Here is a 21,869-nt window from a genome sequence, read left to right as displayed (position 1 = left end):
GGTCTTCCCGCGGGGAGTTCACAACCCGCAAACAAGATTCAGATCGTAGCGCGGTTTCGTGGACGCCGTGACCGCGGCCGCGGCCGCGCGCTCAGAGTCCGCGCAGCCAGTTCTTCAGCAGCGCGATGCCCGCGGCGCCGGATTTCTCCGGGTGGAACTGCGTGGCGGCGAGCGGACCGTTCTCGACAGCGGCGACGAAGCGCTCCCCGTGCTCGGCCCAGGTGACCCTCGGCGCCGGGAATGCGCCGGTCGCCTCCAGACTCCACTCGCGTGCCGCGTAGGAGTGAACGAAGTAGAACCGCTCGTCGCGGATGCCCGCGAACAGCCGGGAGTCCTCGGGCGCGTCGACCGTGTTCCAGCCGATGTGCGGCAGCACGGGCGCGTGCAGCTCCTCGATCGTGCCGGGCCACTCGCCCAGGCCCTCGACATCGCTGCCGCGCTCGATGCCGCGTTCGAACATCACCTGCATGCCGACGCAGATGCCCAGCACCGGGCGCCCGCCGGCGAGCCGGCGCTCGATCAGCTCACCGCCGCGAACGCTCTCCAGCCCGGCCATGACCGCCGCGAACGCGCCGACTCCGGGCACCAGCAGCCCGTCGGCCGCCGCCACCCGGTCGCGGTCGGCCGTGAGCTCGACGCGCGCGCCGGCCAGCTCCAGGGCCTTGGCGGCGGAGTGGACGTTGCCGGATCCGTAGTCCAGGACGACGACCGACGGGGATGCCGTCACGAGCGACGCCCCTCGGTCACAGCGAGCCCTTCGTCGACGGCACGCCGCTGACGCGCGCGTCGGGTTCGACGGCGCGACGGAAGGCGCGCGCGAGCGCCTTGAACTCGGCCTCGGCGATGTGGTGCGGGTCGCGACCGCCGAGCACCGTGAGGTGCACCGTGATGCCGGCGTGGAAGGTGATCGCCTCGAGCACGTGGCGCACCATCGAACCGGTGAAGTGGCCGCCGATCAGGTGGAATTCGAAGCCCTCGGGCTCGCCGGAGTGCACCAGGTACGGACGCCCGGAGACATCCACGACCGCGCGCGCGAGCGCCTCGTCGAGCGGCACGTGAGCGTCGCCGTAGCGACCGATTCCCGACTTGTCGCCGAGCGCCTGCTTGATCGCCTGGCCCAGCACGATGCCGGTGTCTTCGACGGTGTGGTGCACATCGATCTCGGTGTCACCGTGGGCGCGCACCGTGAGGTCGATGAGCGAGTGCTTGGTGAACGCGGTGAGCAGGTGATCGAAGAACGGAACCGTCGTGGAGATGTCGGCGATGCCGCTGCCGTCGAGGTTGAGTTCGAGTTCGATGCTCGACTCGCTCGTCTGACGGCGCAGGCTCGAGACGCGGGATGTGCTCATGCCTGGGAGTCTATCGAGCGCCGCCCGGCCCCAGCTCGGCGAGGGCCGCAAGGAACGCGCTCGTCTCGCTTCGGGTGCCGGCGGTGACGCGCAGCGACCCGGGGATGCCGACGTCGCGCACCAGGATGTCTCGCTCGAGAAGCGCCTCGAAGGTGGCCTTGGGCGATTCGAGGCCCTCGAAGAGCACGAAGTTCGCCCAGCTCTCGAACGGGCGGTATCCGAGCTTCGGGAGCTCGACGAGCAGCCGGTCGCGCTGACCGCGGATGTCGTCGACCATCGCCAGCATCGCGGGGGCGTGCTCGAGCGCCGCGACGGCAGCTGCCTGCGTGAGCGCGGACAGGTGGTACGGCAGCCGCACCAGCCGGAAGGCGTCGACCACGGCCGGCTCCGCGGCGAGGTAGCCCAGCCGCGCCCCGGCGAACGCGAAGGCCTTGCTCATCGTGCGCGAGACGAGCAGGCGCTCGCGGCCCGCGAGCAGCGTGAGCGCGCTCGGAGCCCCGTCGGGCATGAACTCGGCGTAGGCCTCGTCGACGAAGACGATCCCGTCGGTCGCGGCGTAGGCCGCCTCGATGGTCTCCAGCGGCACGGGGGTGCCGGTCGGGTTGTTGGGCGCGCAGAAGAACACCAGATCGGGCTGCTCGCGCTCGATCGCGGCGACCGCGGTCGCCGCCGAGATCTCGAAGTCGGCGTCGCGCGTCGCCTCGACCCACTCGGTGCCGGAGCCGTGCGCGATGATCGCGTGCATCGAGTAGGTCGGCGGGAAGGCCAGCACCTTGCGGCCGGGGCCGCCGAAGGCCTGCAGCGTCTGCTGGATGATCTCGTTGGAGCCGTTCCCGGCCCAGATGTTCTCGGGGTTCAGGTCGTGACCGAGGTAGGCCGCGAGGGCCTCCCGCAGCGCGGTGAACTCGCGGTCGGGGTAGCGGTTGATCTGCAGCACCGCCCGCGCGAGCGACTCCACGATGTGCCGCGCCGTGTCTTCGGGGATCGGGTGCGTGTTCTCGTTGACGTTGAGCGCGTAGCGCACGTGCAGCTGCGGTGCCCCGTAAGGGGTCTGACCGCGGAGGTCGTCACGAATCGGGAGGTCGGAGAGCGATACCACTCGCCGAGTCTACTGAGGGTCGCGGAGCTCAGTCGGGCCCGCGAGCGCTGCCCGACGCAGCCTCACCGATCAGGGAGCGTAGGCGGTCGGAATGGCGAGCTTCTGCCCCGGCTCCACCGCGCTCGACGCCAGCTGGTTCAGCGCCATGATGTCGGCGATGACCTCGCGCGGGTCGGCCCCGGGGGCGAGCGTCTCGGCGACCTGCCAGAGCGACTGCCCCGGCGCGACCGAGACATAGCTGAAGGTGTCGAGGGAGGCCGTGGCGCCCGCATCGGCGCTGGGCGCGCCCACGCCGAGCGCGAGCGCCAGCAGCACGAGCGGGATGGCGGCCAGCGTGCCGAAGACGGCACGACCGCGCGGGGTGAGCCGCAGACGCGGCAGTGCGACGACGGTCGGATTCATCACCATGGTGCTCATCTGTCGTTCCTCGCTCTCGAGTCGTTGGACAGCTCGGATCCGGTCACGGCCGGGCGACCGGATCCGAAGCTGTGTTCCGAACATATCTTCGATCGAACATATGTTCAAGTACTGATCGGGAGTTTCTCGCAGCCGATGTGCGACACACTCGAACATTTGTTTGCTCGGGCGAGTCGGAACGGATACAGTTTCGATCGTTGAGGAGATTCGACCAGAGGCCACCGACATTGGGCTCACCTCGACATACAACGCCTTCAGGAGGATGCGATGAGCGAGATCGATTCGACCGAGAACGGTCGCCCGGGAACCCGCCGGCGCACCAGCCTGAGCGACAAGCAGCGCGCCATTCTGGAATTCGTGCAGCGCTCGGTCGCCTCGCGGGGCTACCCGCCGAGCATGCGCGAGATCGGCGACGCCGTCGGCCTCGCCTCGCTGTCGAGCGTGACGCACCAGCTGGGGCAGCTCGAGCTGAGCGGCTACCTGCGCCGTGACCCCAACCGCCCGCGCGCCCTCGAGGTCCTCATCGATCTGCCCGGAACCGACGAGGCCGAGACCGCCATCCCGGTCGGCGATGCCGCCATGGTGCCGCTGGTCGGCCGAATCGCCGCCGGAATCCCGATCACCGCCGATCAGCAGGTGGATGAGGTCTTCCCGCTCCCCCGCCAACTCGTCGGCAAGGGCGACCTGTTCATGCTCAAGGTCGTCGGCGAGTCGATGATCGACGCCGCGATCTGCGACGGCGACTGGGTGGTCGTGCGCCAGCAGCGCGAGGCGCAGAACGGCGAGATCGTCGCCGCCATGCTCGACGGCGAGGCCACCGTGAAGGTCTTCCGTCAGCGGGACGGCCACACCTGGCTGCTGCCGCGCAACTCCGCCTTCGAGCCGATCCTCGGCGACGAAGCCGAGGTGCTCGGCAAGGTCGTCGCGGTGCTCCGCTCCGTCTAGTCGGTCTCGACGGCCTCCGCCGCGTCGCTCGCCCCCACCGCCGCGCGCAGCTGCTCCGCCACCCGCGCGGTGGCCAGCAGCGACAGGCGCGTGCCGGCCTCCTCGTACGCGGTGTCGACGACGCGCGCCCGCTGGTGCGCGAGCGACACCAGATCGCCGCGATCGTACGGCACCAGGATGTCGAGCTCGACATCGGGGTGCGGCAGCAGTTCGGCGATCCGCGCGCGCAGCTCGTCGATGCCCTCCCCGGTGCGGGCCGAGACGAAGACGGCGCCCGGCTCCAGCCCGCGCAGCAGGATGCGGTCGTTCTCGTCGACCAGATCCGCCTTGTTGAAGGCGACGATCTCGGGAAGGTCGCGCGCCCCCACATCGCCGATCACGTCGCGCACCGTCGCGAGCTGCGCCGCCGGGTCGGGATGCGAGGCGTCCACCACGTGCACGATGACGTCGGAGTTGCCGACCTCCTCGAGCGTCGAGCGGAACGCCTCGACGAGCTGGTGAGGCAGGTGGCGCACGAAGCCGACCGTGTCGGCCAGGGTGAACTGGCGCCCGTCCGGCGTCTGGCTGCGCCGCACCGTGGGGTCCAGCGTCGCGAACAGCGCGTTCTCGACGAGCACGCCCGCGCGCGTGAGGCGGTTCAGCAGACTCGACTTGCCCGCGTTGGTGTAGCCCGCGATCGCGACGCTCGGCACCTCGAACCGGTCGCGGTTCGCCCGCTTCGCCTCCCGCGCGGGAGCGAAGCCCTTGATCTGGCGGCGAAGCTTCGCCATGCGGGTGTGGATGCGTCGCCGGTCGAGCTCGATCTTCGTCTCACCCGGTCCGCGGCTTCCCATTCCGGCACCCGCGCCGCCAACCTGGCCACCGGCCTGACGGGACATCGATTCACCCCAGCCGCGCAGCCGCGGGAGCAGGTACTCGAGCTGCGCCAGTTCGACCTGGGCCTTGCCCTCGCGGCTCTTGGCGTGCTGGCTGAAGATGTCGAGGATGACCGCGGTGCGGTCGATCACCTTCACCTTGACCCGATCCTCCAGGGCGCGACGCTGGCTGGGCGAGAGCTCGGTGTCGGCGATCACGGTGTCGGCGCCCAGGTGAGCCACGATCGAGCGCAGCTCCTCCACCTTGCCGCGGCCCAGGTAGGTCGAGGCGTCGGGGTGCGGTCGGCGCTGCAGCAGCCCGTCGAGCACGACGGCGCCCGCCGTCTCGGCCAGCGCGGCGAGCTCGCGCAGCGAGTTCTCGGCGTCTTCGAGGGCGCGTGCCGCATTGCCCGAGCTCGAGTACACGCCGATCAGCACGACGTTCTCGAGCCGCAGCTGGCGGTACTCGACCTCGGTGACATCCTCGAGCTCGGTCGAGAGACCGGCGACGCGGCGCAGCGCGGCGCGCTCCTCGCGGTCGAACTGCTCGCCATCGAGCTCGGACTCGTCGGAGGTCTCGTGCAGGGCGGCCGCGCGGCCGCGTCCGAATACGGAGATCTTGTCGGCGCGCGCGTCCTCGCGCCCCAGGACGCGGTCCAGCATCCGGTCGTCTTCTTCAGTCATGGACTCTCACCCTCTGGTGCGGTAGTTCGGTAGATTCTCTGCATGGCCCCGCCCGATCATTACTTCTCGTCGGAGCCCGGAAGTGGATACGTGCCGCGAGAGATCACGGTCCGTCTCGCGGGCGAGGACCGTGTCCTCACCTCCGCGCCCGGGGTCTTCAGCCCGGAGCGCCTGGATGTCGGCACGAACGTCTTGCTGTCGAATGTGCCAGCGCCGCCGCCAGGGGGAAACCTGCTCGACCTCGGCTGCGGCTGGGGACCCATCGCTCTGTCGCTCGCGCTCGAGTCGCCCCACGCCACCGTGTGGGCTGTCGACGTCAATCAGCGGGCGCTCGACCTCGTGCGCCAGAACGCCGCGCGTCTGGGTCTCGACAACATCACTGCCTGTACACCTGACAATGTTCCCACAGATGTGCGGTTCATGACGATCTGGTCGAATCCTCCGATTCGCGTCGGCAAGAGCGAACTGCACTCGATGCTCTCCAACTGGCTGCCACGCCTCGAAGTCGGGACGGATGCCTGGCTCGTGGTGCAGCGAAACCTCGGCTCCGACTCGCTGCACCGGTGGCTGCAGGCAGAGTTCCCCGACGACCTCACGGTCACGCGCGCCGCCACCAACAAGGGCTATCGAGTGCTGCGGGCGCGACGCCGCTCCGGCTCGGGACTCACCGAACCGATCTCGGTCATCCCCGACGCGAACTAGAGCTCCAGCGCGCCGTCGAAGACGAGCGCCGCGGGGCCGCTGAGCGCCACGTGCGACTGTCCGTCGACCTCGAACACGCGCACCCCGACGACACCGCCGGGAACCGTGACGCTCCAGACGTCCGGTGCGCCCTCGCCGGCCCAGTGCCGGGTCGCAAGGGCCGCCGCCGCGGCGCCCGTGCCGCAGGAGAGGGTCTCGCCGCTGCCGCGCTCGTGGACGCGCATGCGGATGTGCCCGACACCGGCCTCGACGAGCGGGTCGGCGGGCACCACGAATTCGACGTTCGCGCCGTTGGGCGCGGCGGGAAGCAGTTCGGGGGCGCTCGTGAGCTCCAGCCCGTCAAGCTCTGCGGCGTCGCTCAGCGCCACGACGACGTGCGGGTTGCCGACACCGATCGCGAGTCCCGGCCGCGGCACGTCGAGCCCGTCGGCGTCGACGCGCACTTCACCGTCGGCGACGAACCACGCGCCGAGATCCACCTCGAAGCCCTCGGCCGTCCGGGTGAGGTGGCGAACACCGCCCCGCGTCCCGATCGCGACCGTCTCGCCGACCTCAAGATCGATGAGGCCCCGATCCAGCAGGAAGGCGCCGTAGACGCGGATGCCGTTGCCGCACATCTCCGCGGGACTGCCGTCGGCGTTGTGGTAGTCCATGAACCACTCGGCGGTGGGATCCTCGTCGAGCGTCGCGGCTCCCTCCGGAAGCCGTGCCGAGCGGACCGCGCGGATCACGCCGTCGGCGCCCACCCCGAAGTGGCGATCCGAGATTGCGGCGAGGGCGTGCTCATCGAGCGTGCGCTCGCCGTCGGGGTCGGCGAAGAGGACGAAGTCGTTGCCGGTGCCGTGCCCCTTGGTGAAGGCGAGAGTGCTCATGCTTCGAGCCTATCCGCGCGCCGTCGACAGCGCCGTGCGCACCACGTCGGTCGCCGCGCCGGCCCGGCCCGGGTCGCGAGCCTCGAACCAGTGCGTGTCACGGTATCGGCCGAACCAGCTCACCTGTCGCCGCGCGTAGCGGCGGGTCAGCGCGGCCGTCTGCTCCATCGCTTCCTCGGCGGTGATCGCACCGTCGAGCTGGGCGAGGGCCTGCGCGTAGCCGATCGCGCGGCTCGCGGTCGTGCCGAGTCCCGCGGGGCGCAGCTTCTTCACCTCGTCGACCAGACCGCCGGTCCACATGCCGGTGACGCGCCGGTCGAGGCGCTCCACGAGGGCGGCGCGCTCGTCGCGAAGTCCGATCGTCGTGGTGGGGTGCCACAGCTGCGTCTCGCTCGGAAGCCCCGCCCCGAACGGTCCCCCGGTGATCTCGATGACCTCCAGCGCCCGCACCAGGCGCCGGCCGTTGTGCGGGCCGATCGCCTCGGCCGCGGCCGGATCCACCTCGCGGAGCCGACGGTGCAGCAGCCCCGGGCCCTCGGCCTCGAGCTCGGCCTCGAGTCGCGCGCGCACCTCGGGATCCGTGCCGGGGAACTGGAAGTCGTAGATGACGCTCGAGACGTACAGCCCGCTTCCGCCGACGAGGACGGGGACCGCCCCACGGCCGACGATGTCGTCGACGAGCGCACGCGCCTCCACCTGGTAGCGGGCGACGCTCGCCTCCTCGCGCGGCTCGAGCACATCGAGCAGGTGGTGCGGAATGCCCCGGCGCGCCACCGGGCCGAGCTTGGCGGTGCCGATGTCCATGCCGCGGTAGAGCTGCATGGCATCCGCGTTGATGATCTCGGCGGGAATGCCGACGGAATCCAGCCGCTCGACGAGGTCGAGCGACAGCTGGGACTTGCCGGTCCCCGTGGGACCGACGATGGCGACGATCATGCGCGACGTCGCCGGGTCACCGGAGGTCGGTTCCCGGACCGATCCGGAGGCTCGGCAGCCCGAGGTTGACGGTGCGCTCGGCCCCGACGACGCCGTCGCTCGGCGCGGGAACGGCGCAGCTCTCCGCCTCCGAGCGGTCCCACGCGTCGCCGGCGCGGGTGCGGCGCACCTCGAGGCGCTCCCCCGCAGGGGCGGCGATGAGGAAGTGCGGCGAGCTGCGCGTGACGGTCACCCGGACGACGTCGCCGGGGCGCGGGATGTCGCTGCCCTCGGGCACGTCGAAGTGCACGAGCCGGTTGTCTTCGGCCCGTCCGGAGAGGCGCTCGCGCTCGGCATCGCGGCGGCCTTCGCCGGCCGCCACGAGCACCTCGAGCTCCCGCCCGACGAGCGCCTGGTTCTCTTCGCCCGAGATGCGCTCCTGCAGGGCCACCAGCCGCTCGTAGCGCTCCTGGACGACCGCCTTCGGCACCTGGTCGGGCATCGTGGCCGCGGGCGTGCCGGGACGGATCGAGTACTGGAAGGTGAAGGCGCTCGCGAATCGCGACGCCTCGACCACGCGCAGCGTCTCGGCGAAGTCCTCTTCGGTCTCGCCGGGGAAGCCGACGATGATGTCGGTGGTGATCGCAGCGTGCGGGATGCGCTCGCGCACGCGGTCGAGGATGCCCAGGAAGCGCTCGGAGCGGTAGGAGCGACGCATCGCCTTGAGGATGCGATCCGAACCGGACTGCAACGGCATGTGCAGCTGCGGCATCACGGTCGGCGTCTCTGCCATCGCGTCGATGACGTCGTCGGTGAACGCCGCTGGGTGCGGGCTGGTGAAGCGGATGCGCTCCAGCCCCTCGATCTCGCCCGCGGCGCGCAGGAGCTTGGAGAAGGCCTGCCGGTCGCCGAACTCGACGCCGTAAGAGTTCACGTTCTGCCCGAGCAGGGTGACCTCGATCGCCCCGTCGTCGACGAGCAGCTGGATCTCGGAGAGGATGTCGCCGGGACGGCGGTCCTTCTCCTTGCCGCGCAGGCTCGGCACGATGCAGAACGTGCAGGTGTTGTTGCAGCCGACCGAGATCGACACCCATCCGCTCGACACCGAGTCGCGTCGGGTCGGCAGAGTCGAGGGGAACACCTCGAGGGATTCGAGAATCTCGAGCTGCGCCTCACCGTTGTGGCGCGCGCGCTCGAGCAGGGTGGGCAGCGACCCCATGTTGTGCGTGCCGAACACCACATCGACCCAGGGCGCCTTCTCGAGGATGACGTTCTTGTCCTTCTGGGCGAGGCAGCCGCCGACGGCGATCTGCATCCCCTCGCGCTCGCGCTTCGTCGACGCGAGGTGGCCGAGGGTGCCGTAGAGCTTGTTGTCGGCGTTCTCGCGCACGGCGCAGGTGTTGATCACGACGACGTCCGCCGGGGCGCCGTCGGCGCGCACGTAGCCGGCGGCTTCGAGCGATCCGCTCAACCGCTCCGAGTCGTGAACGTTCATCTGGCAGCCGAAGGTGCGCACCTCGTAGGTGCGGGCCGCCGTCGAGGCGTCGGTGGGCTGCGCATCAAGAAGAGTCATGATCGCCCCAGTTTACGCCGGGCCTTGCGCCGCCTTGCTCAGCGGAACCGGACGGAACTCGCGGAGCGCTCGGGGAGCGCGTGCGCGACCGCCGCGCGCACGGTGCTGCCGTCGTAGCCACGCCGAGCCAGATACCCGCTGAGCCGCCGCACCGCGGTTTCGCGGTCGTAGCTGCGCAGCTGGCGGGCCCGCGCCTCGGCGAGCTCTTTGGCCCGAGCGAGTTCGTCGCTGCTCTCGACGAGTTCGAGCGCGTACTCGATCGCGGCGGGCGAGAGCAGCCGACGGGTGAGCTCGGCGGCGACCCCCTGGCGCCCGAGCCCCTTGCGCTCCTGCAGACGCCCGACAAGGTCTTGGGCCAGAGCGGTGTCGTCGATCAGCCCGACTCCTTCGAGCCGCTCGAGCTCGGACTCGATCGTCTCCTCGTCGAGCTCCCGCGCGCGGAGCGTGCGCTCGACCTCACGCCGGGACATCCCTCGCCGGGTGAGCGCGTGGAGGGCGACGTTCTCGGCGCGCTTCCGGGCGCGCTCGGTATCGCGCTCGACCGCGTCGTCGACGACCTGACGCAGCGTGACCGGTTCATCGTGCTCGCCCTCGGCGGACTGGAACTCGGCGGACCGGAGCTCGGCGGACTGGAACTCGGCAGCCGCAACCGGCGGACCCTCCGGCGGCCGCGCCCCGGGCAGGTAGGTGACCGGGGCGAGCCGCTCTTCGGGATTCGTCATCAGCTTCTCCGTCTGCGTCGTCGTCTGAGGACGATTACGCGTTCGCCACCTTCGCGAGCGGGGCCGGTTCGGCCTTCTCCGCGGGAGCCGCGGCACCCGCCTTGCCCGTCTTGGCCGCGGCGGCCTCGGCCGCCGCCGCCTCGTCGGCGAGAGCCGCAGCGGCCGCGGCCTTGCCGAGTGCCCCGATTCCGAGCTTGCTGAGGATCTTCGTCTCGATCTCGTTCGCCATCTCGGGGTTCTGGATCAGGAAGTTGCGGGCGTTCTCCTTGCCCTGCCCGAGCTGATCGCCGTCGTAGGTGTACCAGGCACCGGACTTGCGCACGATCGAGTGCTCGACCCCGTAGTCGATCAGGCTCCCCTCGCGAGAGATGCCGACCCCGTAGAGGATGTCGAACTCGGCCTGCTTGAAGGGCGGCGCCATCTTGTTCTTGACGACCTTGACGCGGGTGCGGTTTCCAACCGCATCGGTGCCGTCCTTGAGGGTCTCGATGCGACGGATGTCGAGTCGCACGGAGGCGTAGAACTTGAGCGCCTTGCCGCCGGCTGTCGTCTCGGGGCTTCCGAAGAAGACACCGATCTTCTCGCGCAGCTGGTTGATGAAGATCATCGTGGTCTGCGTCTGGTTGAGACCACCGGTGAGCTTGCGGAGCGCCTGCGACATGAGTCGTGCCTGGAGTCCGACGTGGCTGTCGCCCATCTCGCCCTCGATCTCGGCCCGCGGCACGAGTGCGGCCACCGAGTCGACCACGATCAGGTCGATCGAGCCGGAGCGCACCAGCATGTCGGCGATCTCGAGCGCCTGCTCACCGGTGTCGGGCTGCGAGACGAGCAGCGCATCGATGTCGACACCGAGCTTCGCGGCGTACTCGGGATCGAGCGCGTGCTCCGCGTCGATGAAGGCGGCGATGCCGCCGTTGCGCTGCGCGTTGGCGATCGCGTGGAGCGTCAGCGTCGTCTTTCCGGAGGACTCCGGTCCGTAGATCTCGACGATGCGGCCGCGCGGAAGCCCGCCGACGCCGAGCGCGACGTCGAGGGCGATGGACCCGGTCGGGATGACGGCGACAGGGGCACGCTCGTCGCTGCCCAGACGCATCACCGTTCCCTTGCCGAACTGACGGTCGATTTGTGCGAGTGCGGTCTCGAGGGCCTTCTCGCGGTCTGCGGGTGAGGGCATGATCGGTTCTCCTTCGGTTCGGCGACGCCGTCTGACGGTGTCGCGGGGTGATGCGCCCATCGACTGTCGTTCCTGCGGGGTCCGATGGTGCCAGGACTCCGCGCTTCCGACAGGGCTGTCAGAGTGTGCTCTCCGACGAGGTTGACGCTACGCTCCGGCACCGACATTGGCGGTCAGGCACGGCGCTCAACGTGAACAACTCGTCTTCGAACGACTCTGGTGAGGAGACTATCCCGAATCGAATGAATGTTCGACACGCGGCGCGACGGCGTGTCGTCGACGCCGACCGCGCTGTCGCGAGGCCGTCAGCCCCGCGGCGGGGCGGGGCGCCCGGCCCCGTGCCAGCGGTCGATCGGAACCTCCTGCTCGCGGCACAGCGCGATCCACACCTCACGCGGCGCCACCCCGCGCGCCAGCGCCTCGGCACCGGTGCGGTTGCCCAACTCCACCAGGGTCGTGTCGCGCAAGAGCACGCGACCGAACGCACCGAACTCACCCTCGAGCGCGCGCTCGAACTCGCTGAGCTTCATGACCCTCCTCGAGGATGCCGCCGGGCGGCGGGAACGACGAAGCCCCGACCGAGGTCGGGGCTTCGCATGTCTTGGGGACGACTACCGGACCGCGAGATCCGCGTCGAATTCGGCGACCAGGTCGTCGGGGAGCGTGTCGGGCACCACCGAGTCGGCCTCGACGCCCTCGATCACGGCCAGGCGGTCGCCCACCTCGCGCATGATGACGGAGATCGGCGTCTCGAGCGCCTCGGCGACCGACGCGAGGATCTCAGAGCTGGCCTCTTTCTGACCGCGCTCAACCTCGCTGAGGTAACCCAGGGCCACGCTCGCGCGGCCGGCCACCTGTCGCAGCGTCATCGCCTTCTGCAGACGGTAGTCACGGAGAACATCGCCGATTTCCTGACGGACCAGAACCATGGTGTCCTCCTCACTCAGTTCCGCGGGGTTGCTCACGCTACCCCATCGAATACCGAAAACTCTAATCTCTTCCGCCTGCGGGATTGCTGGGACGGCAGCAGATGTAACGTGATCGAAACGCCCGCTATTCCGCGATCTTCTCGATCAGCAGCATCAGGGATTCGGAGACGACGGCCCGGCGGATTGCCTCCCGATCGCCGTCCAGTCGCAGCGCCCGCACCGACTCCCCCGCCGCCGTCGCCACGGCGATGAAGGCGGTGCCCGGCGCGTGGCCGTCCTGCGGATCCGGACCGGCGACGCCGGTGGTCGCCAGGCCGAAGGTCGCCGGTTCCTCACCGGGGCCGAGCCGGGCGCGCGCGCCGCGCGCCATCTGGGCGGCGACGTCGGCATCGACCGCGCCGACCCGCTCCAAGAGCTCCGGCTCGACGCCGAGCAGTCGCGCCTTGAGGTCGGTCGCGTAGGCGACGACGCCGCCGCGCACCACGAGCGAGGCACCGGGAACCGTGATCAGCTCCGCCACGAGGAGCCCGCCGGTCAACGACTCCGCCACCGCGATCGTCTCGCCCCGCCGCGTCAGCGTCTCGACGATCTCCACGGCGAGCGTGCGCATCGACGGGTCAGCCGTGCGTGCGGGCGACGCGAATCGCCTGCCAGATGTACTGGACGCCGCTGACGACGGTGAGCACGAGCGCCGCAGCCATGAGAGTCCAGTTGACCCAGAGCACCCAGTCGCCCAGCCACTCCCAGAGCGGCACCAGCGCGAACGAGATGGCGACCGCCTGGATCACCGTCTTCAACTTGCCCAGGAAGCCGGCCGCGATCACCCGGTCTTTCAGCAGCGCGAAGCGCATCGCGGTGATGCCGAGCTCGCGCACCAGGATCACGATGGTGACCCACCACCAGAGCTCGCCCAGCAGCGACAGCGCGACGAGTCCGCTCAACACGAGCCCCTTGTCGGCGATCGGGTCGACGAGCTTGCCGAAGTCGGTGACGAGGTTCTGACGTCGCGCGAGCATGCCGTCGACCGAGTCGGTCGCGATCAGCACGACGAACATGATGCCCGCGATCAGGCGCCATTGGCCGTGCTCGCCGCCGTCGAGGAAGAGCAGCCAGAGGAACACCGGGGTGAGCAGGATGCGCACGACGGTGATGATGTTGGCGAGGTTGCCCATGCTCGCGGGGGTGTCGCCGTGGCGGGCGACTCGGCCGCGCATCGGGTTGGGTCGCTTCGCGGGCGACTCGGTGCCCTCGGCGCCGGTCGGGGTTTCAGCCACCCGGATCACTCCCTGCCGGTCAGATTCCAGGCGTCCTCGTCCGAGGGGCCCTCCTCCTCAGGATACCCACTCGTCATGGCCTCGATCGGGTCGACGGGGGCGGCGGGCGACCCCGCGGCAGGGGCGGATGCGGCCCGCGCGGGCGCGGCCGCCGGCCCGTCACCGCGGAGCTGCGCGAGCACCTCGGGAAGCTGCTCGGGCGTCACCAGCACGTCGCGCGCCTTGGAGCCCTCGCTCGGGCCGACGATCTCGCGCGACTCGAGCAGATCCATCAGGCGGCCCGCCTTCGCGAAGCCGACCCGGAGCTTGCGCTGCAGCATCGAGGTGGATCCGAACTGGGTGTTGACGACCAGCTCGGCGGCCTGCAGCAGCACGTCCAGGTCGTCGCCGATATCGGCGTCGATCTCGCGCTTCTCGGTGACCGCGGCGACGTCGTCGCGGTACTCCGGGCGAGCCTGCTCGGTGACGTGCTTCACGACGGCATCGATCTCGTCCTCGGTGACCCAGGCGCCCTGCACGCGGATCGCCTTCGAGGCGCCCATCGGCAGGAACAGCCCGTCGCCCTGGCCGATGAGCTTGTCGGCGCCGGGCTGGTCGAGGATGACGCGGGAGTCGGTCATGCTCGACACCGCGAAGGCGAGCCGCGACGGCACGTTCGCCTTGATGAGACCGGTGACGACGTCAACGCTCGGACGCTGCGTCGCGAGCACCAGGTGGATGCCGCTGGCTCGCGCCAGCTGGGTGATCCGCACGATCGAGTCCTCGACGTCGCGCGGGGCGACCATCATCAGGTCGGCGAGCTCGTCGACGACGACGAGCAGGTACGGGTACGGCTGCAGGACGCGCTCGCTGCCTTCGGGCAGCTTGATCTCGTCGGCGAGCACCGCGCGGTTGAAGTCGTCGATGTGACGGAAGCCGAACGACGCCAGGTCGTCGTAGCGCATGTCCATCTCTTTCACGACCCACTGCAGCGCCTCGGCCGCCTTCTTCGGGTTCGTGATGATGGGCGTGATCAGGTGCGGAACGCCCTGGTAGGCGGCCAGCTCAACGCGCTTGGGATCGACGAGCACGAGCCGCACCTCGGCGGGCTTGGCGCGCATCAGAACGCTCGTGATCATCGAGTTGATGAAGCTCGACTTTCCGGAGCCGGTCGCACCGGCGACCAGCAGGTGCGGCATCTTGGCGAGGTTGGCGATCACGAAGCCGCCCTCCACGTCCTTGCCGAGCCCGATCGTCAGGGGGTGCGCCGTCTTCGTCGCCGCGCCGGAGCGGAGCACGTCGCCGAGCGACACGATCTCGCGGTCGCGGTTCGGGATCTCGATGCCGATGGCGCTCTTGCCCGGGATCGGCGACAGGATCTGCACCTCGTTGGAGGCGACGGCGTAGGAGAGGTTCTTGGCGAGCGCCGTGACGCGCTCGACCTTCACCCCGTGCCCGAGTTCGATCTCGTAGCGCGTGACGCTCGGCCCGCGACTGAAGCCGGTGACCTTCGCGTCGACCTGGAACTGGCCGAGCACGCCGGTGATCGCGGCGATGATCTCATCGTTCGCCGACGTGCGCGCCTTGGGCGGCGTGCCGGGAGCGAGCACCGAGGCGGGAGGCAGCCGGTAGGGACGCCGCGGGCTGGCGGCACGAGCCGGGGGGTCGACCTTCGGAACCACGACGGTGTCGCCGTCCTCGAAGTCGCCCGCGGCGCCGCGCTCGCTCGTCGAGTCGGAGAAGCCGGGCAGGAGATCGGCGAAGTCCTCGCGGATCTCGGTCGCCGCCGGGGCGACCTCGCCGGTGAAGCGCTTGACGGCGTCTTCGGCCTTCACGAGCTCGTCGAGCAGGTCGATGTTGAAGTCGCTCGGCTCTTCGGGCGTCGCCGACAGCGCCACCGGTGCGACGACCTCGGTCTTCTCGTCGCGCCCGATCACGGGGCTGTCGAAGGCCGCCTCGCCGCGATGCTTGTTGCGGCGCCACCACGGCATCGAGTTGGGGTCGTCGACCTCGAGTCCGAGATCGGTGAGCGACCCAAACTCCGTGGTCGCCGTCGGCGTCGCGGCGGCGGGTGCCGCAGGCTCCGGAAGCTGCGCCCCGAAGAGGTAGGCGTAGAGCTCGCGCAGCCGCGCCCCGATGCGATTCGGGGGCGTCTTGGTCATGATGAGCAGCGAGAGCACGAGCAGGGCGCTGGCGACGATCACGCCGAGCCAGGCGACCCCGAGCTGCACGAACACCTGACCGACGACCCAGCCGAGGATCCCGCCGCCCCGGGCGAGCGCCACGGCGCCGTCGCTCGGCTGCGGCGCCCCGGCGAAGAGGTGGCAGAGCGCGCTGATGCTCGCCAACAGGAATCCGAGACCGATTCCGATGCGGGTGTTGTCGTGAACGCTCGACGGATGCCGGAACAGCCACACGGCGAACACCGTCATGATCACGGGCAGCGCGAACGCGACCCGCCCGAGCAGGCCGCCGAAGGTGTAGGCGTCGAGCGCGATCGCGACCTCGTGCGTGGGGTTGAACCATTCGACGACCGCGCCGGCGGCGGCCAGCAGCACCAGGAAGAACGGCACACCGTCGCGGCGCTCGTCCTTCGCGAGGCTCTCTTTGCCGAACAGCCGCGCGGCGCCGCCGACCGTGTGCGCGACGGCGAGGTAGGCGGTGGTCGCGAAGCCCGGTTCGTCGGCGGTCGTCGTCGGGCGCTTGTTCGCGGGGAGCTTCTTGGTCGGCTGAGCCCGCGTCGACTGCGAGCGCGCGCCAGAGGAGCGCGACCCGGAACGGGCGCGCGAACTCGTCGACCTGGTGCTCGTGGCCATGTCGTCACGGTACCCGCGGCGACCGACGGGGCCGCGGAGGCGGGGCGCGTGTCCCTCGCCGGAGCTGTCGTGCGGGCCCCGCTCAGTACCGGATCGCGTCGATCACCTTCACCCGCACGGCGACCAGCGCGGGGAACAACCCGGCGAGCGCGCCGACCCCGACCGCGGTCGCCAGGCCGATCAGCGCCGCGTCCACCGGGAACGGCGGCACGTCTTCGACGTAGGCGAAGACGTACTCGGCGGTGAGCGGGTTCTTCAGCACCAGAATGCTCAACGCGACCCCGGCGATGCCGGCCACGGTCGTCGCGACGACGGATTCCATCATCACCGAGAAGAACACGCGACCCGCCGTGGCGCCGAAGCTGCGCCGGATGCCGATCTCGCGGATCCGGTGCTTGACGGTGACGAGGGCGATGTTCAGCAGGCCGAGCGCGCCGAGCAGCAGGATCAGCACCGCGACTCCGCCGATCATCAGCTTGAGCATGAGGAACGGATCCTGGCCATCTCCCCAGGTCTGGTAGTCCTGGCGGTACGCGTCCACCTGGACGCCCTCGCCGAGTGCGCCGGCGATGTCGCGCCGGACCGCCTCCTGCAGCGGCTCGGCGAGCTCGGGCGGAACCCACATCTCGAGACTCGGGCTGGCGTACTGCCGCTCCGAGTTCGGCACCAGCAGATCGACCGATGAGTACAGCGCGGTGACCATCGGCCAGGTGTCGTAGATCGACGACGGCGTGATCCCGACCACGACACCGACGGTGGGCTGCTCGCCCGAGAGCAGCTCGATGGTCGGATGGGTTGCCAGCGGCGGCGCGCCCAGCTGGTTCCAGAGGTACTCGTTGATGATCACCGCGGGAGCGAGTCGCAGCTCGTCGCGCTCGGTGAACCAGTCCCCCTCGGCGAGGGCGACGCGGTGCATCGTGCCGTAGTCGGCGTCCACCAGGATCAGGCTGCTGTCGACCACTCCGTAGAGCGTCTGCACGCGCGTGCCCGAGTTGTAGACGCGGCTGGTCCAGTCGATCGAGTACCGCTGTGATGCCGTCGAGAAGGCCGCGCCAAGCGCTTCCGCGTCGGGGGCTCCGCCGGATTCCGGGTCGTACGCCGTCACCGTCACGAGCGCCGGACGCCCGCTCGAGCGCTCGTACTGCTCGATCTGCGACTGCTCGACGATCGCACCGCCGGCGACGACGGTGGTCAGGGCGGCGACCGCGACCCCGACGCCGATCAGGCTCATCAGCACCCGCGTGCGATGGATGCGCAGCTCCGACCAGGCCTCGACCACCGAGCCGACGAGGCCCGTCCACCACCGCGTCACAGCGTGACACCCCCGGCGGCGAGCGCCGCCACCCGATCCGCGTCGACGGGGGCCAGCACGCCCTGGTCGAGCCGGTAGTGCCGACGCGCGAGGGCCGCGACGTGGGGATCGTGCGTGATCGTGATGAGGGCCGCTCCCGACGACTCGGCCACCGAGTCGAGAAGCTCCATCACCGCCGCTCCCGTCTCGACGTCGAGCGCGCCGGTCGGCTCGTCGGCGAGGATGACCCGCGGACCGCGAACCAGGGCGCGCGCGATCGCGACGCGCTGCTGCTCCCCGCCGGAGAGCTGGTCGGGGGTGGAGGCGAGGCGCGCGGCCAGCCCGACGCGGTCGAGCATCTCGGTGGCGAGCCGCTGCCGCTGCCAGAACTGGCGCCCCGTCGCGTACAGCAGCGGCGTCATCACGTTCTCGAGCGCGGTCCGCCCCGGGAGCAGATTGAACTGCTGGAAGATGAAGCCGATGTCGCGGCCGCGACGTCGATCGCGCGCTCCGGAGCTCAATCGCTCCAGCGGGGTGTCATCGACCTCGACGAGGCCGCTGGTCGGCGAGTCGATCAGGCCGAGGATGTTGAGCAGCGTCGACTTGCCGCTTCCGGAGCGGCCGACGATGCTCACGTGGTCGCCGACCTCGATGTCGAGGTCGACGCCGCGCAGAATTTCGAGCGGAGGCCCGTCGGGCAGCGTGACCGTGCGGGTGACGCCGCGGAGTCGCAGCAGCGGCATCAGCAGTCCTCGCCGATGACCTCGCCGCTGTCGGGATCGATGACCGGGCGGCAGTCACCGTCGATGATGACCCCACCGCCGTCGATGGGGATGCCGTCGCCCCCGGACGCGCCGGGAATGAACTGGAGCACCATCTCCCCTTCGACGAGACCGTCGACGATCTCGACCGAGATCCCGTCGTTGAGCCCGAGCGTCACCGCGCGCTCCTCGGTCGTCCCGTCCGGGAGCACGACGTAGACCAGTCCCGCTTCGGCGGCGCCGAGCACGGCGGTCATCGGCAGGGTCAGCACGTTCTCGGCGACGCCCCCGGCGATCGTCACCTGGGCGGTCAGGCCCGCGAAGACGCGCACGTCCTTCGGGACGGTGCAGCGCACCGTGGTCGCGGATCCGCTCGCCCCCTCCGCGTCATCGGCGGTGGGGGTCAGAATCCGCAGCTTCGGGCACACGAATGGGGCCGGTCCGCCGTTGATCGCGACGCTCGCCTCAGTCGGCTGCTCGACCAGGCGGTACAGCTGCTCCGGCGGGATCGTGGCGCTCACCTCGAAGGTGGCGGGGGTGATCTTGGCCACCGACGCCCCCGCGGCGACGCTCTCCCCGAAGAACAGGCTCGATCCCGAGACGACCCCCGCCGCGTCCGCCTTCAGCACCAGCCACCGCGTGCCGCCGTCGCTGCCGTCCGAGTTGACGACCAGAGCGCGCACCTGCGCGAGCTCCTGCCCCTTCTTGACCGTGTCACCGTCCTTCACCGACACCGAGCGCACTTCGCCGGAGAGGCTCGGCACCACCGAGACCGCGGGCGCCGGGGCGATCGATCCGTCGAGCACGATGTCGTTGCTGATCGTGCCGATCGACACCGGGATCTGCGGTTCGACGATCTCGCCGGTCGGGAACTCGGGAGCCGAGGCGCTCTCGGTGTCCGCGAAGAACGCCAGCTTGACCAGCGCCGCGCCGATCGCCACCAGGACGATCAGCCGCAGAATCGGAAAGACCCAGGTTCGTGCGATCCCCACCGGTAGCTCCTTGCTCCGCCGTCACCTCGGCGCGCGCGCGTCGAGGATCCCTCACAGGACAGAACTCATCACACCACGAGATCAGTCCGCACAACACCCAACGTTGCGCGCGATCTCGTCGTCAGGTCAGAACGGGCAGACCCCGGCGATGTTGCCGCTCGCCACCACGGTGAACGTCTGGCTTCCGTAGGAGGCATTGATGTAGCGCACCGTGTCGGCCTCGCCCGGGTTCCAGTAGGGGGTATCGAACAGGCCGTTCTCACGCGCGATCTCGAGCTGAAGCTTGCCGGCCTCGCCTTCGACGACCACCAGATCGGTCAGATCTCCCTCGATCACCGTCGCGTCGGGGTAGGCCGCGAAGACCACGGTGTCGGGGTCGCCGATGCGCACCCCCTTCGTCGTGGGGATCAGGTACGTGAACAGGTCGATGCGCGTGATGACGCCGCCGGGCTGCACGTTGACGCCGAAGTAGGCCGAGTCGCTCGCGTCGCGATACAGGTCATTGGCGATCCAGAGTGCCGCAAGCGGGTCGCCGAGGTCGATGCCGGCGTCGAAGCCCGTCTCGGCGTCGGTGCAGGCGGCCGGGTCGAGGTGCACGAGCCCCAGCTCGGCGTCGTCGTCGACCGGCTGGCCGAGCACCAGATCGTTCATGCCGTCGGGCCCGATCGCGAGGTCTTCGGGCGCGATCGGCCGCGTCTCGGTCGGCGTCGGGGTCGCCACCGGAGCGGCATCGATCACCGTCTCGGTCGGCTCGGGGGCAGGGGTCTCCGGCGCGCATCCGGACAGCAGGACGGCGCCGATGACGGCGAAGGACAGGACGACGGCGCGGCGGCGCGAGGTAGGCATGGCTTAAGGTAACCCGCCCGAGTCACCCTCACCAACACGCCGAGGCGCTCCGTCGCTCACGCTTCGATAACGACCGGAACGATCATCGGGCGACGGCGGTGCTGCGTGTTCACCCAGCGCCCGACGGTGCGCCGCACCACCTGGCTGTAGCCGTGCGCGTCGCGCATCCCGTTGTCGGAGGCCTCGGTGAGCGCCTTGATGATCTGCGGTCGCACGTCGTCGAAGACGGTCTCGTCTTCGGCGAAGCCGCGCGCCTGGATCTCCGGCCCGACGATGACCTGCCCGGTCTGGGCGTCGATCGCGACGAAGATCGAGATGAAGCCCTCCTCGGCGAGGATGCGACGGTCCTTGAGGTCGGCGTCGGTGATCTCGCCGACGGTCGACCCGTCCACGTAGACATAGCCGAGGTCGAGTTGGCCGACGACGGTCATCTCGCCGTCGCGCAGGTCGACGACGATGCCGTTCTCGCCGATCACCGTGTTCTTCCGCTCGACGCCGGACTCGATCGCGAGCTCGGCATTGGCGTGCAGGTGGCGGGTCTCGCCGTGCACCGGCAGCACGTTCTTCGGCGTCAGGATGTTGTAGCAGTAGGTCAGCTCGCCCGCGGAGGCGTGCCCCGAGACGTGCACCTTGGCGTTGCCCTTGTGCACGACGTTGGCGCCGAGCTTCATTAGGCCGTTGATGACCCGGTAGACGGCGTTCTCGTTGCCGGGGATGAGGCTCGAGGCGAGGATGACGGTGTCGCCCTCGCCGACCTCGATGCGGTGATCCTGGCTCGCCATGCGCGCCAGCACCGCCATCGGCTCGCCCTGCGAGCCGGTGCTCATGTAGACGACCTTGTCGTCGGGCAGGTTGAGCGCCTTCTTCAGGTCGATCAGCACGTTGTCGGGCACGTTGAGGTAGCCGAGTTCGGCGGCGATCCCCATGTTGCGCACCATCGAGCGGCCGACCAGGGCCACCTGGCGACCGCTGCGCGCGGCGGCGTCGAGCACCTGCTGCACGCGGTGCACGTGGCTGGAGAAGCTGGCGACGATGACGCGGCGCGTGGCGCGCGAGATGACGCTCTCGAGCACCGGGCCGATGTCGCGCTCACGCGCCGTGAAGCCGGGAACGTCCGCGTTGGTCGAGTCGGGCAGGAACAGGTCGACGCCCTCCTCGCCGAGCCGCGCGAAGGCGCGCAGGTCGGTGATGCGCCGGTCCAGCGGCAGCTGATCCATCTTGAAGTCGCCCGTGTGGAGCACCAGCCCGGCGCTCGTGCGGATCGCGATCGCGAGCGCATCCGGAATCGAGTGGTTGACGGCGATGAACTCGAGCTCGAAGGGACCGAGCTTCTCGGTCTGCCCCTCCTTGACGGCCATCGTGAACGGCGCGATGCGGTGCTCCTTGAGCTTCGCCTCGATGAGCGCCAGCGTCAGCTGCGAGCCGACGATGGGGACGTCCTTGCGCATCTTGAGCAGATACGGCACGGCGCCGATGTGATCTTCGTGACCGTGGGTCAGCACGACCGCGAGGATGTCGTCGAGCCGGTCCCGGATCGGGGTGAAGTCGGGAAGGATCAGGTCGACGCCGGGCTGGTGCTCCTCGGGGAAGAGCACGCCGGCGTCGACGATGAGCAGCTTGCCGTCGAGCTCGTAGACCGTCATGTTGCGGCCGATCTCGCCGAGGCCGCCGAGCG

Annotated in this window: 22 protein-coding genes; 2 read left to right on the top strand and 20 right to left on the bottom strand. The window is 70.0% G+C overall.

The features are described 5' to 3' along the window. Positions 1–91: 91 nt before the first annotated feature. The 4 genes from hisH to ACR3ZA_RS11655 form a co-directional block, all read right to left on the bottom strand. The gene (hisH, locus tag ACR3ZA_RS11670; protein WP_473662117.1) at positions 92–727 is read right to left on the bottom strand and encodes an imidazole glycerol phosphate synthase subunit HisH; all 636 of its coding nucleotides are present in this window, start codon (positions 725–727) and stop codon (positions 92–94) included. A gap of 16 nt (positions 728–743) precedes the next feature. Further along, entirely contained in the window at positions 744–1,349 is a 606-nt protein-coding gene (gene hisB, locus ACR3ZA_RS11665; protein ID WP_473662116.1) for an imidazoleglycerol-phosphate dehydratase HisB, read from the bottom strand. Between the two features lie 10 nt (positions 1,350–1,359). After that, positions 1,360–2,448, bottom strand: a complete 1,089-nt coding sequence (locus ACR3ZA_RS11660; protein ID WP_473662115.1) for a histidinol-phosphate transaminase — start codon at positions 2,446–2,448, stop codon at positions 1,360–1,362. A 69-nt stretch (positions 2,449–2,517) separates the two neighbouring features. Continuing rightward, on the bottom strand, positions 2,518–2,865 hold the full coding sequence (locus tag ACR3ZA_RS11655; RefSeq protein ID WP_473662114.1) for a LysM peptidoglycan-binding domain-containing protein: 348 nt from the start codon (positions 2,863–2,865) through the stop codon (positions 2,518–2,520). A gap of 267 nt (positions 2,866–3,132) precedes the next feature. On the opposite strand from ACR3ZA_RS11655, the gene lexA reads away from it, so the two are divergent. Further along, positions 3,133–3,810 (top strand): transcriptional repressor LexA, encoded by a 678-nt coding sequence (gene lexA, locus ACR3ZA_RS11650; protein ID WP_473662113.1) that lies wholly within the window; start codon positions 3,133–3,135, stop codon positions 3,808–3,810. Here lexA and hflX read toward each other — a convergent pair. Then, a complete protein-coding gene (gene hflX, locus ACR3ZA_RS11645) occupies positions 3,807–5,348 on the bottom strand; it encodes a GTPase HflX (protein WP_473662112.1) in 1,542 nt (513 codons plus the stop codon). The two genes, lexA and hflX, sit on opposite strands and share 4 nt — an antisense overlap. A gap of 42 nt (positions 5,349–5,390) precedes the next feature. Between hflX and ACR3ZA_RS11640 the strand changes: the two genes are divergently transcribed. Next, positions 5,391–6,050 (top strand): methyltransferase, encoded by a 660-nt coding sequence (locus ACR3ZA_RS11640; RefSeq protein WP_473662111.1) that lies wholly within the window; start codon positions 5,391–5,393, stop codon positions 6,048–6,050. On the opposite strand, the gene dapF is transcribed toward ACR3ZA_RS11640, so the two are convergent. The 15 genes from dapF to ACR3ZA_RS11565 form a co-directional block, all read right to left on the bottom strand. Beyond that, the gene (dapF, locus tag ACR3ZA_RS11635; RefSeq protein ID WP_473662110.1) at positions 6,047–6,922 is read right to left on the bottom strand and encodes a diaminopimelate epimerase; all 876 of its coding nucleotides are present in this window, start codon (positions 6,920–6,922) and stop codon (positions 6,047–6,049) included. The two genes, ACR3ZA_RS11640 and dapF, sit on opposite strands and share 4 nt — an antisense overlap. A gap of 9 nt (positions 6,923–6,931) precedes the next feature. Continuing rightward, positions 6,932–7,858 carry a tRNA (adenosine(37)-N6)-dimethylallyltransferase MiaA gene (gene miaA, locus ACR3ZA_RS11630; protein WP_473662109.1) on the bottom strand — a complete coding sequence of 309 codons (927 nt, stop codon included), beginning with the start codon at positions 7,856–7,858 and terminating at the stop codon, positions 6,932–6,934. 16 nt (positions 7,859–7,874) lie between these two features. Beyond that, positions 7,875–9,410, bottom strand: coding sequence for a tRNA (N6-isopentenyl adenosine(37)-C2)-methylthiotransferase MiaB (miaB, locus tag ACR3ZA_RS11625; protein ID WP_473662108.1), 1,536 nt, complete (start codon positions 9,408–9,410; stop codon positions 7,875–7,877). A gap of 38 nt (positions 9,411–9,448) precedes the next feature. Next, entirely contained in the window at positions 9,449–10,132 is a 684-nt protein-coding gene (locus ACR3ZA_RS11620; protein WP_473662107.1) for a regulatory protein RecX, read from the bottom strand. A 34-nt stretch (positions 10,133–10,166) separates the two neighbouring features. Continuing rightward, entirely contained in the window at positions 10,167–11,306 is a 1,140-nt protein-coding gene (gene recA, locus ACR3ZA_RS11615) for a recombinase RecA (RefSeq protein WP_473662106.1), read from the bottom strand. 305 nt (positions 11,307–11,611) lie between these two features. Beyond that, the gene (locus tag ACR3ZA_RS11610) at positions 11,612–11,836 is read right to left on the bottom strand and encodes a DUF3046 domain-containing protein (protein WP_473662105.1); all 225 of its coding nucleotides are present in this window, start codon (positions 11,834–11,836) and stop codon (positions 11,612–11,614) included. 81 nt (positions 11,837–11,917) lie between these two features. Beyond that, positions 11,918–12,235, bottom strand: a complete 318-nt coding sequence (locus ACR3ZA_RS11605; RefSeq protein ID WP_473662104.1) for a helix-turn-helix domain-containing protein — start codon at positions 12,233–12,235, stop codon at positions 11,918–11,920. 124 nt (positions 12,236–12,359) lie between these two features. Further along, entirely contained in the window at positions 12,360–12,845 is a 486-nt protein-coding gene (locus ACR3ZA_RS11600) for a nicotinamide-nucleotide amidohydrolase family protein (protein ID WP_473662103.1), read from the bottom strand. 7 nt (positions 12,846–12,852) lie between these two features. Continuing rightward, positions 12,853–13,509 carry a CDP-diacylglycerol--glycerol-3-phosphate 3-phosphatidyltransferase gene (gene pgsA / locus ACR3ZA_RS11595; protein WP_473662102.1) on the bottom strand — a complete coding sequence of 219 codons (657 nt, stop codon included), beginning with the start codon at positions 13,507–13,509 and terminating at the stop codon, positions 12,853–12,855. A gap of 5 nt (positions 13,510–13,514) precedes the next feature. Continuing rightward, entirely contained in the window at positions 13,515–16,304 is a 2,790-nt protein-coding gene (locus ACR3ZA_RS11590) for a DNA translocase FtsK (RefSeq protein WP_473662101.1), read from the bottom strand. A gap of 82 nt (positions 16,305–16,386) precedes the next feature. Next, positions 16,387–17,616, bottom strand: coding sequence for an FtsX-like permease family protein (locus ACR3ZA_RS11585; RefSeq protein ID WP_473662100.1), 1,230 nt, complete (start codon positions 17,614–17,616; stop codon positions 16,387–16,389). Next, positions 17,613–18,338, bottom strand: a complete 726-nt coding sequence (locus ACR3ZA_RS11580; RefSeq protein ID WP_473662099.1) for an ATP-binding cassette domain-containing protein — start codon at positions 18,336–18,338, stop codon at positions 17,613–17,615. The genes ACR3ZA_RS11585 and ACR3ZA_RS11580 overlap by 4 nt, the downstream gene beginning before the upstream one ends. Continuing rightward, entirely contained in the window at positions 18,338–19,348 is a 1,011-nt protein-coding gene (locus tag ACR3ZA_RS11575; RefSeq protein ID WP_473662098.1) for an efflux RND transporter periplasmic adaptor subunit, read from the bottom strand. The genes ACR3ZA_RS11580 and ACR3ZA_RS11575 overlap by 1 nt, the downstream gene beginning before the upstream one ends. 126 nt (positions 19,349–19,474) lie before the next feature. After that, positions 19,475–20,194 carry a hypothetical protein gene (locus ACR3ZA_RS11570; RefSeq protein WP_473662097.1) on the bottom strand — a complete coding sequence of 240 codons (720 nt, stop codon included), beginning with the start codon at positions 20,192–20,194 and terminating at the stop codon, positions 19,475–19,477. Between the two features lie 56 nt (positions 20,195–20,250). Next, positions 20,251–21,837 carry an RNase J family beta-CASP ribonuclease gene (locus tag ACR3ZA_RS11565; RefSeq protein WP_473662245.1) on the bottom strand — a complete coding sequence of 529 codons (1,587 nt, stop codon included), beginning with the start codon at positions 21,835–21,837 and terminating at the stop codon, positions 20,251–20,253. Positions 21,838–21,869: the final 32 nt, after the last annotated feature.

Source organism: Herbiconiux sp. J20-20, assembly GCF_057365085.1.
This window is presented reverse-complemented; position numbering and strand designations above follow the sequence as displayed.